The sequence below is a fragment of the Pseudomonas sp. SJZ074 genome, assembly GCF_007828215.1.
GTDB lineage: Bacteria > Pseudomonadota > Gammaproteobacteria > Pseudomonadales > Pseudomonadaceae > Aquipseudomonas.
This window is the reverse complement of sequence record NZ_VIUE01000003.1, coordinates 335,471-349,951: the sequence shown is the minus strand read 5'-3', so window position 1 is coordinate 349,951 and position 14,481 is coordinate 335,471. Positions and strand designations below refer to the sequence as shown.

The window sequence follows — 14,481 nt, the reverse complement described above, 5'->3', positions numbered from 1 at the left end:
AGGCGGTGTTCCAGTCACTATGATGTCGGCTGAGATATCGCTTTCGCGAGCAAGCCCGCTCCCACAGTTTGTTATTCGTGGTCTTCCAGATACCGCAACGCCAATCGTTCGGTCGCTACCTTGGCCGCCGGCAGCAGATGCGGGGCCACCAGCATCATGATCTGATAGACCACCAGCCGGCCCTCCCCTTCGCGATCAAGGATCCGCTGGTAGTCCAGCGAGAACAGCAACGTCAGGGTGATCTGTTCCACCAATTGCCCCAAGGCCTGGGTACCGCTGACCAGGAATCCCTGGGATTTGAGTTGCGCCAGCAGGGACGCCAGGGTCCGCTTCAGGGCATTGAGCAACTGGCGGATACCCTTGGCCAGTTTCGGTAGGCGCCCGGCCAGGTTCGACAGGTCCTGGAACAGGAACCGGTACTGGGCCAGGCGTTCGACAATCAGGTGCAGGAACAGCCAGTAATCTTCCGGTGCCAGTTGTGCGTCGGCGGGGGGATCCAGCAGCGGTGACAATTCTGCCTGGAAGCGCTCGAACAGCCCAAGGACAAGGGGTTCCTTGCCATGGAAGTGGTAATAGAGATTGCCGGGGCTGATGCCCATTTCATTGGCAATCTCCAGGGTAGAGACGTTCGGTTCGCCCTTTTCATTGAACAGATGCAGGGCGCATTCAAGGATGCGGTCGCGGGTTTTCATCCGGTTGTCTTAATGATGGAGTCGTGCCACGGCCGAGGGCTCGACCGTGGAGTGAGCGCTTCAGCGCACGCGTACATAGGTTCCGGGCGCGGCCTCCAGCGGTGGGTATTTGGCATTGCCCAGGGCCATCTGGGTTTCACGTCGGGTACCGGAGCGCGCCTGAATCCAGTCCAGCCACTGAGGCCACCAGCTGCCATCGACATGCTTGCCGTCGTAGTACCAGGCCCGTGGGTCGCCGCTCAGTTGCGGGTTCTCGACGTAATTGGCCTTGGGGTTGCCCGGTGGGTTGATGATGCTCTGGATATGGCCGCTGTTGGAGAGCACGAAGCGTCGCTCACCTCCTAATAGCAGCGTCGAACGATACACCGCGTCCCACGGGGTGATGTGGTCGTTTATACCGGCCACGCTGAAGCTGTCCACCGTCACCTTCTGCAGGTCGATCGGCGTGCCGCACACTTCCAGCGCCCCGGGGCGGGTCAGTGGGTTGTGCTTGAAGAGATCCAGCAGCTCGCCGTGATAGGCCGCCGGCAGTCGGGTGGAGTCGTTGTTCCAGTAGAGGATGTCAAAGGCTGGCGGCTCCTTGCCCAGCAGGTAGTTATTGATGAAGTAGTTCCACACCAGGTCGTTGGGCCGCATCCAGGCGAATACCCGGGCCATGTCACGGCCATCGAGGATGCCTTTCTGGTAGGACCGGCGCTTGGCGGCTTCGAGGGCCTGCTCGTCGAGGAACAGGGTGGCCGCGCTGTCGATCTCGCAGTCCAGCAGGCTCACCAGGTACGTAGCGCTGGCGACCCGGCGCAGTTGGCGTTTGGCTTGCAGATGGCCCTGCAGGGCAGCGATGGTCGTGCCGCCGGCACAGGCGCCCATCAGGTTGACCTCGCGGGCGCCGGTGATCGCCCGGCAGACGTTCATGGCTTCTTCGGTGGCCTCCACGTAGCTGGACAGGCCCCATTCGCGGTGGCGCACGTCCGGGTTGCGCCAACTGATGATGAACACCTGCAGGCCATTCTTCAGGGCGTATTGGACGACGCTGTTGGAAGGGGTCAGGTCGAAAACGTAGAACTTGTTGATCTGCGGCGGCACGATCAGCAACGGCTTGGCGTATTGTTTTTCGCTCATGGGGCGGTATTGGATCAGCTCCAGCAGTTCATTGCGGAACACCACCGCACCGGGCGTGATTGCCAGGGTCTTGCCGACCTCGAAGGCATGGGGCGTGATCTGCCGCGGCATTCCATCGTTGTGCAGCAGGTCGTCGACCAGGTGACTGATGCCGCGGATCAGGCTGGTGCCGCCGGAGTTGAAGAACTCCTTGACCGCCAGCGGGTTGAGCAAGGTGTTCGAGGGCGCCATGGCGTCGTTGAGCAAGGAGAAGGCGAAGTGCGCGCGTGCATGATCATCAGGGGTCATGTCGCAATCGTCGATCCAGCTCCTGACCTGTTTCTGCCAGGCCAGGTAGGCCTGCAGGCCGCGACGGTAGAAGGGGTTGAGCTCCCAGGTGGGATCGGCGAAGCGCTTATCCTTGGGATTGGTCGGGTGCAGGGTTTCCCCCAGCAGCACACGGCCCAATTGGCCGCCAAACTTCAACGCGTGGCGGGCACTGTTCACCGGATTGCGCAAACCGTAGGCGGCAACGTCGCGCAAGGTGGACAACAGGTCCTTGCCGCGCAGGCCGGTGACCGCACTTTGCACACTGATGAAGCTGGCAGGGGCGGGCGTGGAACCCTTCACCGGTTTGTCGCGCATGAGTCAACTCCTTCATCATCAGGCTAAAAACAAACACACCGAACCAGACAACATAGTCGCTGTTTCGGAAGTTGCGCGTTCCGGCTTCCTGCCAGGCGCGATGAAGCTGTCAGCCGCTACCCTGCGGCGTAGGGCGCGGATGCATGACCGCACGCTGACGTTCCTCTTCCAGGAATTTCATGATGATGGGCGCCACGGCCTCGGCCCTGGTGATCAGGAAGAGGTGGCCGTCATCAATGATGTGCAACTGGGAGTTGGGAATGCGCCAGGCCAGCATGCGCATGTTGATCAATGGAATCAGCGGATCGTCGTCGCCGGCCAGGATCAGGGTCGGCTGATGGATCTTGTGCAGCCAGTGGATACTGGTCCAGCCCAGGCCGGCAAACAGTTGCCAGTAATACCCGAGCTTGCCCGCCGAGCGGACCCGGGCCGCATGGCTCGTCGCCAGGCTCGGGTCGCGGCGGAACGAGCCGCCATAGATCAGCGGCGCGATGCGCAGCACATGGGAGGGCTGCACGTAGCGCCGGGGGCTGGCCATCATCCACAGGACTTTCGGCTTGCCCGGCACCATCACCGCTCCGGCGGCCGTGGCCGCCAATATCAGCTTCTTGCAGCGCTCCGGGTAATCGTGGGCGAACTGCTGGGCCAGGGCACCGCCCCAAGACACACCGACCACGCTGACCTGCCCGTAGTCGAGGTAATCGAGCATGCGCGCGGCAAGCTTTGCCAGGCCGGGAAAGCGATAGGGACGGCTGGGTGTCGATGAACCGCCGACGCCGGGCACGTCGAAGGCGATGACTTCCAGGTCCGGGTCCAGGGCCTCGATGAACGGGAACACCAGCTCCAGGTTGGCGCCGATGCCGTTGAAAATCAGCAAGGGCGTCAAGTGAGGCTTGCCTGGGCGTACCGCGGTGCGCAAGGTCTGGCCATCCAGATCGACGGTACGGAAGATGTACGGTTGCGGCATGCTTCAAGCCCTAAGAGAGAGGGAGCGACAAGTTATGAGCTGCAAGCTGCAAGCTACAGGCGGCAGATCAGGCCGCTTGCAGCTTGGGGCTTGCAACTTGCAGCTATCGTTCATGCACGTAAGTACCGGGCGCCGCTTCACCTGCCACGTAGGTCTTGTTGCCCAGCACGGTAGGCGCCTTTTTCAGTTTGCCCGAGCGCTCGGCCTGCCAGGCTTGCCAGTGCAGCCACCAGGAGTCGGTGTGCTTGGTTGAGTTTTCCTGCCAGTCCTCGGCCTTGGCGGGCATGTCTTCACTGGTCATGTAGCGCGACTTGGGGTTGCCCGGCGGGTTGAGGATGCTCTGGATATGACCGCTGCTCGATAGCACGAAATCCACTTTGCCGCCGAACAGTTGCGCCGACTTGTAGCAGGACTTCCACGGCGTGATGTGATCGTTGGTGCCCGCGAGGGCAAAGATGTCGGCGGTGACCTGCTTGAGATCGATCGGTGTGCCGCACACTTCCAGTGCATTGGGCCGCGTCAACGGGTTGGTCTTGAACATTTCGATGAGATCGCCGTGGAACGCCGCCGGAAGCCTCGTGGTGTCGTTGTTCCAGAAGAGGATGTCGAATACCGGTGGCTCGTTGCCCAGCAGGTAGTTGTTGACCCAATAGTTCCAGATCAGGTCGTTGGGGCGCATCCAGGCGAAGACCTTCGCCATGTCGCGGCCTTCGAGCACACCCGCCTGGTAGGAATGACGCTTGGCGGCTTCGAGGGTCTGCTCGTCGACGAACAGCGCAACATCGGTGTCCAGGGTAGTGTCGAGCACGCTTACCAACAGGGTCAGGGCATTGACTTTCTTCTCGCCGAGCGCGGCGTAATGGCCCAGCAGCGCGGTGCAGGTGATGCCACCCGAGCAGGCCCCCAGCATGTTCACGTCCTTGCTGCCGGTGATGGCCGTGACCACGTCCACCGCTTCCTTGAGCGCCTCGATGTAGGTCGACAGGCCCCATTCGCGTTGCTCCTTGGTGGGATTGCGCCAGCTGATGATGAAGGTCTGCACATTGCTGCGCAGGCAGAAGCGCGCCAGGCTCTTGTCCGGGCTCAGGTCGAATACGTAGAACTTGTTGATCTGCGGCGGGACCACCAGCAGCGGCCGTTCATGGACCTGCTCGGTGATGGGGCGGTACTGGATCAGCTCCAGCACATCGTTGCGAAACACCACGGCGCCTTCGGTCACGCCCAGGCTCTTGCCGACTTCGAACGCGCCCATATCCACCTGGCTCGGCATTCCGCCGTTGTGTACCAGGTCCTTGGCCAGGTGGGACAGGCCGTCCAGCAGGCTTTTGCCGCCGGTTTCGAAGAAGCGTTTGACCGCCGCCGGGTTGGCCGCCGAGTTGGTCGGTGACATGGCCTCGGTCATCAGGTTGATCACGAAATGCCCACGGCTGATGTCCTGGGGAGGCAGATTGCTGTCATCGATCCAGGCGTGCAGTTCCTTGCGCCAGGCCAGGTAGGTCTGCATGTAGCGCTTGTAGAGCGGGTTCTGGCTCCACGCCGGATCGTTGAAGCGGCGGTCATCGGCGGCGGGTTGCAGCGCGGACTTGCCAAACAGGACGTTCTTGAGTTCGGCACCGAAATGGGCCACATGCCTGGCACTGTGCAGCGGTTGCTTGAGGGTCTGGGTCAGCACCATGCGAGCAGAGGCCAGCAGGTCTTTTCTGCGCAAGCCGACGACAGGATTCAACCCCAGGGTATTTTCCGAGGCCTGGTACTTCAGGTCATCGTTGTTCTTGTTGCTCATCTACGACGCTCCATTGTCAGACGAGTACCGGGGCCGTGCCATGACGCCACACAGCCAATACCAGGTACGCTGCTCGGGTGACCGTTAATTCCGCATCGTGGCCAATGAGGAAACATGTGCAAGGGAACTCGCAGGTTCCTTTGCAGGGAACTTGCCAGCTCCATTGGTTACCCGAGTTTAATTTTTTTCGCAAGCAGGCCAGTCATTGACCTTGCCGGGCGGACATTCAAGCAGATGAATCTAGAAAGTTCGCCCTAACGCGCCAACCCTTGAGCTAGAGCATCAGCTTGACGACGGACTCACTGGGGTCGCGGGTTTTTCCGGCGGCCTTGAGCTCGGCAAGATAATCGTTCCACAGTTCGTCCTGGCGCACGGCCAACTGGTACAGGTACTCCCAGGTGAACAGGCCACTGTCATGACCGTCGTCGAAGGTCAGTTTCAGTGCGTACTGGCCGGCGGGTTCGATCTTGGACAAACCGACGTTGAGCTTGCCGTACTGCAGGATGGGCTTGCCGTGGCCCTGGACCTCGGCGGAAGGCGAATGCACCCGCAGGAATTCAGCGGGCAGGTGGTACTCCTCGTCCGGCGCGTATTTCAGCGTCAGGGTCTTCGAGGCTTTGTGCAGGTTGATGGCGCTGGGGAGTTTGGTCATGAAAGCAGCTTAAAGCTACAAGCTACAAGCTACAAGCGGGAGCTAACCGACTTGCAGCTTGCAGCTCGAGGCTCACAGCTTCAGAGGATATACCGCGACAGATCTTCGTTCTGCGCCAATTCACCCAGGTGGCTGTTGACGTACTCGGCGTCGATGAGGATCGGCGCTTCGTCGTGTTTGCTCGCCAGGTCGCCGGCGCTGAACGACACTTCTTCGAGCAGGCGCTCAAGCAGCGTGTGCAGGCGGCGAGCACCGATGTTCTCGGTCTTCTCATTGACCTGCCAGGCGATCTGCGCCAGGCGCTTGATGCCTTCGGGCGTGAACTCGATGTTCAGGCCTTCGGTCTTGAGCAGCGCGCAGTATTGTTCGGTCAGGGAGGCATGGGGCTCGCTCAGGATGCGTTCGAAGTCTTCCGGCGACAGTGCCTTGAGCTCCACACGGATCGGCAGGCGACCTTGCAGTTCCGGCACCAGATCACTGGGCTTGCTCAGGTGGAACGCACCGGAGGCGATGAACAGGATGTGGTCGGTTTTGACCATGCCCAGCTTGGTGTTGACCGTGCAACCTTCGATCAGTGGCAGCAGGTCCCGTTGCACGCCCTCACGGGAGACGTCGGCACCGCCGACATTACCGCGCTTGGCAACCTTGTCGATTTCGTCGATGAACACGATGCCGTGCTGTTCGACGGCTTCCAGGGCCTTGGCCTTCAATTCTTCCTCGTTGACCAGACGGCTGGCTTCTTCATCACGCACCAGTTTCAGCGCTTCCTTGACCTTGAGCTTGCGGCTTTTCTTCTTGCCCTTGCCCATGTTGGCGAACAGGTTCTGCAGCTGGTTGGTCATCTCTTCCATGCCTGGCGGCGCGGAAATATCGACACCGGCCATTTCGGCCACCTCGATCTCGATTTCCTTGTCGTCCAACTGGCCTTCGCGCAGGCGTTTGCGGAACAGCTGGCGGGTGTTGGAGTCCTGGGTCGCGGCGGAATCGGCATTGAAGCCCATGCGCGCCGGTGGCAACAGGGCATCGAGGATGCGTTCTTCGGCCGCGTCTTCGGCGCGGTGGCGGACCTTGGTGATTTCCTGTTCGCGCAGCAGCTTGATGGCCGCGTCGGCCAGGTCGCGGATGATCGACTCGACGTCACGGCCGACATAGCCGACTTCGGTGAACTTGGTGGCCTCGACCTTGATGAACGGTGCGTTGGCGAGTTTCGCCAGGCGACGGGCGATCTCGGTTTTACCGACACCGGTCGGGCCGATCATCAGGATGTTCTTGGGGGTCACTTCGACGCGCAGCTCTTCGGGCAGCTGCATCCGCCGCCAGCGGTTACGCAGGGCGATGGCGACGGCGCGCTTGGCATCGTCCTGGCCGATAATGTGGCGGTTGAGTTCGTGGACGATTTCGCGGGGAGTCATGGACATAGTAATTGGCGGTCCTCAAGCAAGAATGAGCCGGGGTACGGGCTTCATTCCGCGAGATCCTGCTCCTCAATGGTTTGGGTGTGGTTGGTGAAGACGCAGATATCGGCGGCGATGCCCAGGGCGGTCTCGACGATTTCGCGGGCCGACAGCTCGGTCTTTTTCAGCAGGGCACTGGCGGCGGCTTGGGCGTAGGCGCCCCCGGACCCCATGGCGATCAGGCCATCTTCGGGCTCGACCACATCACCGTTGCCAGTGATGATCAGCGAGGCGTCCTTGTTGGCGACCGCGAGCATGGCTTCGAGGCGGCTGAGGGAGCGGTCGGTGCGCCATTCCTTGGCCAGTTCCACGGCGGCACGGATCAGATGGCCCTGGTGTTTTTCCAGCTGACCTTCGAAACGTTCGAACAGGGTAAACGCGTCGGCAGTGGCCCCGGCGAAGCCGGCGATGACCTGGCCGTGATATAGGCGGCGGACTTTCTTCGCATTGCCTTTCATCACGGTATTGCCCAGTGAAACCTGGCCGTCACCGCCCATGACGACTTTGCCGTGACGGCGGACTGAAACGATGGTGGTCAAGGGAAGAGTCTCCACGCAGCGGGGCGAAAATGCCCGGATGAAAACTCATATGGGGGTGGCGTGGGGTTTTTCAACTGTGGGGTGGGGTAGGGGACGAGCGGCATCTGGCCGTTTGTACTGATCGTTCCCACGCTCCGCGTGGGCATGCAGCCCGTGACGCTCCGCGTCACTGGACGCGGAGCGTCCCCTGAGGCGTTCCCACGCGGAGCGTGGGAACGATCAGTAAGCCACTAGCGGCTCTGGCGTTGTTGTAACAACAGGTTGCTGAAGCCGCTGCTGGCCAGTTGTTTCTGCGCCTTGGTCAGTTCCTCGCGGTTGCTGAACGGACCGACCATGACTCTGTACCAGGTTTCGTCCTTCACGGTTCCGGACTCCACCGACACGGATTGGCCCTGCAGGATGATCTGCGCCCGGACCTTATCGGCGTCGGCTTCCTTGCGGAACGAGCCGGCCTGCAGGAAGAACTTCGTCACCGGTGCAGCTTTCTGCACCGGTGGCGCCGGTGGCGGCGTGATCCCAGCCAGGGCGGCCTGGGCGCGGGCAGTGTCGATCTTCGCGGCTTCGGCCGGGGTGACCGGCGTGGCGGGCACTTGTGGCGTCGGCAGGGTCTTTTCCGGTACCGCATCGGGCGGCACGATGACTTCCGATTCCGGCAGCAGGGTATAGAAGTCGTATTTCGGCTTCACCGGTTGCGCCGGGCTCGGCGGGGTCTTGTTGGCCTCGGCGATGCGTGTGGCTTTCTGCTGCTCTTGCTTGACACGCTTGACGTCATCGCCCTGGCCCGGCTCCAGTTTCATCAGAAACACGATGAAGGCGCCGACGCTCAGGCCGATCGCCATCCACAACCAGCCCGGAATCGGTTTCTTGGCCGGGGGCTGGTAACGACTGGCGCCGCGTTTGGGTGCAGGTTTTTTCTTGGCGGCCAACTTACATGCGCTCCAGCGTTTCCAGGCCCAGCAGTTCCAGGCCTTGCTTGAGTGTGCGTCCGGTCAGCGCGGCGAGGCGCAGGCGGCTCTGCATTTGCTCCGGGGTGTCGGCGCTGAGGATCGGGCAGTTCTCGTAGAAGCTGGAGAACAGCCCGGCCACGTCATACAGATAGGCGCACAGGGTGTGGGGTGTGCCCTTGTCGGCGACGTTGTTCAGCACTTCGCCGAACTGCGCCAGCCGCGCGGCCAGTTCCTGTTCGTGAGCGGCCTGCAGGACAATCCGGCCCTCCACTTCCTCGAAGCTTTTGCCAAGCTTGCGGAACACACCGGCCACGCGGGTGTACGCATACAGCAGGTACGGCGCGGTATTGCCTTCGAAATTGAGCATCAGGTCGAAGTTGAAGCTGTAGTCACTGGTGCGGTGCTTGGACAGGTCGGCGTATTTCACCGCGTCGATGCCCACGACCTTGGCGATCTGGCGCAGCTCTTCCTCGGCCAGGTCCGGGTTCTTGCCCTTGACCAAGGTGTAAGCACGTTCCTGGGCCTCGGTCAGCAGGTCAATCAGCTTCACGGTGCCGCCGTCGCGGGTCTTGAACGGACGGCCATCGGCGCCGTTCATGGTGCCGAAGCCCATGTGCTCCATTTCCATCGGGCGCGGCACGAAGCCGGCCAGGCGGGCCACTTCGAACACTTGCTGGAAGTGCAGGGCCTGGCGCTGGTCGACGAAGTACAGGACCCGATCCGCCTTCAGCACGCCGTTGCGATAGCGCACGGCCGCCAGGTCGGTGGTGGCGTAGAGGTAGCCGCCGTCGGCCTTGACGATGATCACCGGCAGCGGTTCGCCGTCGGCGGTCTTGAACTGGTCGAGGAACACGCACTGGGCGCCATTGCTCTCTACCAGCATGCCCTTGGCCCGAAGGTCGTTGACCACGTTGATCAGGTCGTCGTTGTAGGCACTTTCGCCCATCACGTCGGCCATGGTCAGCTTGACGTTCAGCAACTCGTAGATTTTCTGGCAGTGGGACAGGGAGATGTCCTTGAACCTGGTCCACAGGGCCATGCATTCGGCATCGCCGGCCTGCAGCTTGACCACCAGGCCGCGGGCGCGGTCGGCGAACTCCGGCGATTCATCGAAGCGTTGCTTGGCGGCGCGGTAGAAATTCTCCAGGTCCGACAGTTCGTCGCTGGTAATCGGGTTTTCCTGCAGATAGGCCATCAGCATGCCGAACTGGGTGCCCCAGTCGCCGACGTGGTTCTGTCGGATCACGGTGTCGCCGAGGAATTCCAGGACCCGGGCCACGCCATCGCCAATGATGGTCGAGCGCAGGTGGCCGACGTGCATTTCCTTGGCGAGGTTCGGCGCGGACAGGTCGACCACGGTGCGCTGCAACGGGCCGGCCTTGCGTACGCCGAGGCGTGCATCGGCCAGGGCAGCGTCCAGGCGCGAGGCCAGGGCCTGGGTGTTCTGGAAAAAGTTGATGAACCCGGGGCCGGCGATGTCTGCCTTGGTGACGTTTTCGTCAGCCGGTAGCGCGGCGATGATCTTCTCGGCCAGGTCCCGTGGTTTCATGCCGGCCGGCTTGGCCAGCATCATCGCGATGTTGCTGGCGAAGTCGCCGTGGGTCTTGTCGCGGGTATTTTCGACCTGAATCGCCGGCGACAGGCCTTCTGGCAACACACCTTCAGCGACGAGTTGGGTGATGGCTTGCTGGATGAGCTGGCGAATGGTGTCTTTCATGGTCTTCTCTTTCAACCGCAGGCGCGGCGGCGCTTCGATGCGCTGGTGGAAAAACTGGGCATTATCCGTGGGGAAGACGGGCTTGCCAACTGTAGCGGGTCGGTTGGGGCGTGCGGTGACCATTCTTGCTGGCCTGGATGTATGCGATCCACCTGTGGGAGCGGGCTTGCCCGGGAAGGCGGTGGGTCAGTTGTGGTGATGTTGGCTGTGCCGCCGCTTTCGCGAGCAAGCCCGCTCCCACAGGGGGCAAAGCTTGCGATCTGATCAATACAAATCCACCGGGTCCACATCCAGCGACCAACGTACCGCTCGTCCGCTGGGCATCTGTTCCAGTACCAGCAGCCAGGCGCTCAGCAGGCGATGCAGCGGCGCCCGGGCATTGGCTTGTAACAAGAGTTGCGCCCGATAACGCCCCGCTCGCCGTTCCATCGGAGCCGGTACCGGGCCCAGTAGCTCGATTCCGCTCAGGTTCTGCTCGGCCAGCAAACGTTCGGCCTCGCTGCAGGCATCGTCAAGAAAGCCTTCGGCCTGCCCCGGCTTGTGGGCCTCGGCCCGCAACAGTGCCAGATGGGCAAACGGCGGCAAACCGGCGCTGCGGCGTTCGCTCAAGGCCTGCTCGGCGAAGGCGAAGTAGCCTTGCTCGGTCAGTTGTATCAGCAGCGGATGGTCCGCCAGGTGGGTCTGGATAATCACCTTGCCCGGTTCCTCGGCCCGTCCGGCCCGACCGGCGACCTGGACGATCAACTGAGCCATGCGTTCGCTGGCGCGGAAGTCGCCGGAGAACAGCCCGCCGTCGGCATCCAGGATCGACACCAGCGTGACCCGGGGAAAGTGGTGTCCCTTGGCGAGCATCTGCGTGCCCACCAGGATGCAGGGCTGGCCCTTCTGGATCGTGGCGAACAGCTGGTTCATCGCGTCCTTGCGCGAGGTGCTGTCGCGATCCACCCGCAGTACCGGGTAATCGGGAAAGAGAATGCCCAGCCGTTCTTCGGCGCGTTCGGTGCCGGCGCCCACCGGGCGCAGGTCTACTTTGCCGCACTGCGGGCAGTGCCTCGGCACCCGCTCGGTGTGGCCGCAGTGATGGCAGCGCAGCTCGCCGTAGCGTTGATGCACGGTCATCCGCGCGTCGCAGCGTTCGCAGCCGGACATCCAGCCGCAGTCATGGCACAGCAGGGTCGGGGCGAAGCCTCGGCGGTTGAGAAACACCAGAACCTGCTGGCCGGCAGCCAACGTCTGGCCGATGGCTTGTTGCATCGGCCCGGAAATGCCGCTGTCCAGTGGGCGGCTCTTCACGTCCAGGCGCAGGAACCGCGGCTGTTTGGCGCCGCCGGCCCGTTCGTTCAGGCGCAGGAGCCCGTAGCGGCCGGTGTAGGCGTTGTGCAGGCTCTCCAGGGAGGGCGTCGCCGAGCCGAGGACAATGGGAATGTCCTCTTGGCGGGCCCGTACCAGGGCCAGGTCGCGGGCGTGGTAGCGCAAGCCTTCTTGCTGTTTATACGAGCCGTCGTGTTCTTCGTCGATGATGATCAGGCCGGGGTTCTTCATCGGCGTAAACAGGGCTGAGCGGGTGCCGATGATGATATCGGCTTCGCCGTCTCGGGCGGCCAGCCAGGCTTCCAGGCGTTCGCGGTCATTGACCGCCGAATGCACCAGGGCGATGCGGGCGTTGAAACGTTGTTCGAAACGCGCGAGGGTCTGTGGGCCGAGGTTGATTTCCGGAATCAGCACCAGGGCCTGCTTGCCTGCTTCCAGGGTCTGGCGGATGAGCTGGAGATAGACTTCGGTCTTGCCGCTGCCGGTGACGCCTGCCAGCAGGAAGGCGTGATAACTGTCGAAGCCTGCGCGGATCGCTTCGCAAGCCGCTCGTTGTTCGGCGTTGAGCGGCAGTTCCGGCTGGGCCGGCCAATGTTCGTGACGAGCGCCCGGGGCATGCCGGCGGACTTCCACCTGGACCAGGCCCTTGGCCAACAGCAGGTCGAGGCTGTCCTTGCTGAGCATCAGCTTGCTCAGCAACTGATGCGCCACGCCATGGGGATGCTGGGCAAGTGTCGTCAGGGCTTCGCGCTGGCGCGGGGCGCGGGCGATGCGCGGGTCATCCAGCGAAGCCCCCGGCGCCACCGACCAGAACCGCTCCTGGCGTGCTTCGGCCGGTTCGCCCTGGCGCAGCAACACCGGCAATGCCCAGCTCAGGGTATCGCCGAGGCTGTGCTGGTAATACTGGGCGGTCCACAGGCATAGCTTGAACAACGAGGCCGGCAGCGGTGGCGTGGCATCGAGCAACGCCAGGGCCGGTTTGAGCTTGTCGGCCGGGACCTCGCTGTGGTCGGTGACTTCCACCAGGATGCCGATCATCTCCCGCCGACCGAAGGGCACCCGCAAGCGCATGCCCGGTTGCAGCCGGGCACGCGGGACTCCGGCCGGGGCGCGGTAGTCGAACAGGCGGCGCAGGGGCGAAGGCAGGGCGAGGCGCAGGATGGCGTCGGGCACGCGGGGATCTCAATGACAGGCATGTTCAAAAGGCTGGGCGCAATCCCTGTGGGAGCGGGCTTGCTCGCGAAAGCGGTGGCACAGTCGGCATTACTGCAAACTGATTCACCGCCTTCGCGAGCAAGCCCGCTCCCACATTGGCATCGTGCATGAGGCCGGGAGCCTAGCAGACGGTTGGTACAAGGCATAGCTTGCGTCATCGTCGATGTCTGGTAGAATTCGCGCCCTAATTACGTGCGGTATTCAACAATAGTGTTGGATGGCGGCACGCTAGCCTGAGGAAAACACCATGAAAGCCGATATCCATCCGGAATACCCAGCCGTTGCTGTAACCTGCAGCTGCGGCAACAAGTTCGAAACCCGTTCGACCTACGGCAAAGCCCTGGCGATCGACGTTTGCAACGAATGCCACCCGTTCTACACCGGTAAGCAAAAGACTCTGGATACCGGTGGTCGCGTTCAGAAGTTCGCCGACCGTTTCGGTGCTTTCGGCGCCAAGAAGGCCTGAGACTGATCATTTTGACGGGTCGTTTCGACGGCTGCGAAGTGATGAAGAAGGCGTCCCTTGCGGGCGCCTTTTTTGTGTCCGCGATTTGGCTGACCGGCGCCCAGGCTTTTTGCCCGGCACCGACGGGCGCGACCGAGGTGACGGTCCGGCGGGTGGTGGATGGCGATACCCTGCGCCTGGCAGATGGTCGCAGCGTGCGCTTGATCGGGCTCAATACACCTGAGCTGGGTCGGCAGGGGCGTTCCGACGAGCCTTTTGCCGTTGTGGCCCGCCGTCGCCTGGAGGCCTTGGTGGCTGCCAGTGACAGGCGTGTAGGGCTGGTTCCCGGCAAGGAAAGCAAGGATCGCTATGGTCGGACACTGGCCCATGCCTACGGTGTCGATGGCCGCAACCTCGAGGCGCAGATGCTCGCTGAGGGCCTGGGTTTCCAGGTGGCGGTGGCACCGAATGTCGACCTGGCGGATTGCCAGCGATCAGCCGAACGCCAGGCGCGCAAGGCGCGTCTGGGGCTGTGGGGGCGTTCACCCGTGCTCAAGGCCGGGCAGGTCAAAGCGTCCGGTTTCGCCGTGCTGAGCGGCCGTGTCAACGCGGTCAGGCGCAATCGTGGCGGTGTTTGGCTGCAATTGGACGATTCGGTTGTATTGCGCGTTGCGCCCAATCTGCTGGATCGCTTCGATGTGGCTTCCCTTGAGCGCCTTGTCGGCAGACAGATCGAGGCACGGGGCTGGGTGATCGACCGTTCGCGACGTGGGAGCACCGGGCAGGGGCAAGGCCGATGGTTACTGCCATTGACCGATCCAATGATGCTGAGTCCCTTGCCCGGATAATAAATTGTCGACATTTTTTCTGTTGATTGTATGCATTGAGCCCTTGTGTTTCGTGGCCCTTGGCCCAAAGTCGTAGGGCAGGGCGCTTGACAGCGGTGACCGGTCAGTCTTGTAGGGACTTTGCGAGGCGCGTATCCTCGGCGGTCCGTCTGTCCAACACAGTAAAAA

The 14,481-nt window shown here is 62.4% G+C and carries 12 protein-coding genes; 2 read left to right on the top strand and 10 right to left on the bottom strand.

Translation table 11 applies throughout. The annotated features are described in order from the left end of the window. Positions 1-71: 71 nt before the first annotated feature. The 10 genes from FBX99_RS06045 to FBX99_RS05995 all read right to left on the bottom strand — a co-directional run bounded on the left by FBX99_RS06045 (position 72) and on the right by FBX99_RS05995 (position 12,978). On the bottom strand, positions 72-692 hold the full coding sequence (locus tag FBX99_RS06045; RefSeq protein ID WP_144928933.1) for a TetR/AcrR family transcriptional regulator: 621 nt from the start codon (positions 690-692) through the stop codon (positions 72-74). A 60-nt stretch (positions 693-752) separates the two neighbouring features. Continuing rightward, positions 753-2,435 carry a class II poly(R)-hydroxyalkanoic acid synthase gene (gene phaC, locus FBX99_RS06040; RefSeq protein ID WP_145130929.1) on the bottom strand — a complete coding sequence of 561 codons (1,683 nt, stop codon included), beginning with the start codon at positions 2,433-2,435 and terminating at the stop codon, positions 753-755. Between the two features lie 109 nt (positions 2,436-2,544). Continuing rightward, positions 2,545-3,402, bottom strand: a complete 858-nt coding sequence (gene phaZ, locus FBX99_RS06035; RefSeq protein ID WP_047699728.1) for a poly(3-hydroxyalkanoate) depolymerase — start codon at positions 3,400-3,402, stop codon at positions 2,545-2,547. A 103-nt stretch (positions 3,403-3,505) separates the two neighbouring features. Next, a complete protein-coding gene (gene phaC / locus FBX99_RS06030; protein WP_144928937.1) occupies positions 3,506-5,185 on the bottom strand; it encodes a class II poly(R)-hydroxyalkanoic acid synthase in 1,680 nt (559 codons plus the stop codon). A gap of 274 nt (positions 5,186-5,459) precedes the next feature. Next, positions 5,460-5,837 (bottom strand): gamma-butyrobetaine hydroxylase-like domain-containing protein, encoded by a 378-nt coding sequence (locus FBX99_RS06025; protein WP_144928939.1) that lies wholly within the window; start codon positions 5,835-5,837, stop codon positions 5,460-5,462. A gap of 80 nt (positions 5,838-5,917) precedes the next feature. After that, positions 5,918-7,255, bottom strand: a complete 1,338-nt coding sequence (gene hslU / locus FBX99_RS06020) for an ATP-dependent protease ATPase subunit HslU (RefSeq protein ID WP_144928941.1) — start codon at positions 7,253-7,255, stop codon at positions 5,918-5,920. Positions 7,256-7,299: 44 nt separating this feature from the next. Further along, positions 7,300-7,830, bottom strand: coding sequence for an ATP-dependent protease subunit HslV (gene hslV / locus FBX99_RS06015; RefSeq protein ID WP_144928943.1), 531 nt, complete (start codon positions 7,828-7,830; stop codon positions 7,300-7,302). Between the two features lie 230 nt (positions 7,831-8,060). Next, positions 8,061-8,756, bottom strand: coding sequence for an SPOR domain-containing protein (locus tag FBX99_RS06010; RefSeq protein ID WP_144928945.1), 696 nt, complete (start codon positions 8,754-8,756; stop codon positions 8,061-8,063). 1 nt (position 8,757) lies between these two features. Continuing rightward, on the bottom strand, positions 8,758-10,494 hold the full coding sequence (gene argS / locus FBX99_RS06005) for an arginine--tRNA ligase (RefSeq protein WP_145130927.1): 1,737 nt from the start codon (positions 10,492-10,494) through the stop codon (positions 8,758-8,760). Positions 10,495-10,758: 264 nt separating this feature from the next. Continuing rightward, on the bottom strand, positions 10,759-12,978 hold the full coding sequence (locus tag FBX99_RS05995) for a primosomal protein N' (RefSeq protein ID WP_145130923.1): 2,220 nt from the start codon (positions 12,976-12,978) through the stop codon (positions 10,759-10,761). A 289-nt stretch (positions 12,979-13,267) separates the two neighbouring features. Between FBX99_RS05995 and rpmE the strand changes: the two genes are divergently transcribed. Beyond that, complete coding sequence (rpmE, locus tag FBX99_RS05990) at positions 13,268-13,486, top strand: 50S ribosomal protein L31 (protein ID WP_007936818.1); 219 nt, start codon at positions 13,268-13,270, stop codon at positions 13,484-13,486. A gap of 41 nt (positions 13,487-13,527) precedes the next feature. Further along, the gene (locus tag FBX99_RS05985; protein WP_144927849.1) at positions 13,528-14,313 is read left to right on the top strand and encodes a thermonuclease family protein; all 786 of its coding nucleotides are present in this window, start codon (positions 13,528-13,530) and stop codon (positions 14,311-14,313) included. Positions 14,314-14,481 lie beyond the last annotated feature (168 nt).

What these genes read in the sequence shown, in the direction of transcription:
- FBX99_RS06045 (WP_144928933.1), bottom strand. Translation starts at nt 692, where the DNA reads ATGAAAACCCGCGACCGCATCCTTGAATGCGCCCTGCATCTGTTCAAT.
- phaC (WP_145130929.1), bottom strand. Translation starts at nt 2,435, where the DNA reads ATGCGCGACAAACCGGTGAAGGGTTCCACGCCCGCCCCTGCCAGCTTC.
- phaZ (WP_047699728.1), bottom strand. Translation starts at nt 3,402, where the DNA reads ATGCCGCAACCGTACATCTTCCGTACCGTCGATCTGGATGGCCAGACC.
- phaC (WP_144928937.1), bottom strand. Translation starts at nt 5,185, where the DNA reads ATGAGCAACAAGAACAACGATGACCTGAAGTACCAGGCCTCGGAAAAT.
- FBX99_RS06025 (WP_144928939.1), bottom strand. Translation starts at nt 5,837, where the DNA reads ATGACCAAACTCCCCAGCGCCATCAACCTGCACAAAGCCTCGAAGACC.
- hslU (WP_144928941.1), bottom strand. Translation starts at nt 7,255, where the DNA reads ATGTCCATGACTCCCCGCGAAATCGTCCACGAACTCAACCGCCACATT.
- argS (WP_145130927.1), bottom strand. Translation starts at nt 10,494, where the DNA reads ATGAAAGACACCATTCGCCAGCTCATCCAGCAAGCCATCACCCAACTC.
- rpmE (WP_007936818.1), top strand. Translation starts at nt 13,268, where the DNA reads ATGAAAGCCGATATCCATCCGGAATACCCAGCCGTTGCTGTAACCTGC.
- FBX99_RS05985 (WP_144927849.1), top strand. Translation starts at nt 13,528, where the DNA reads ATGAAGAAGGCGTCCCTTGCGGGCGCCTTTTTTGTGTCCGCGATTTGG.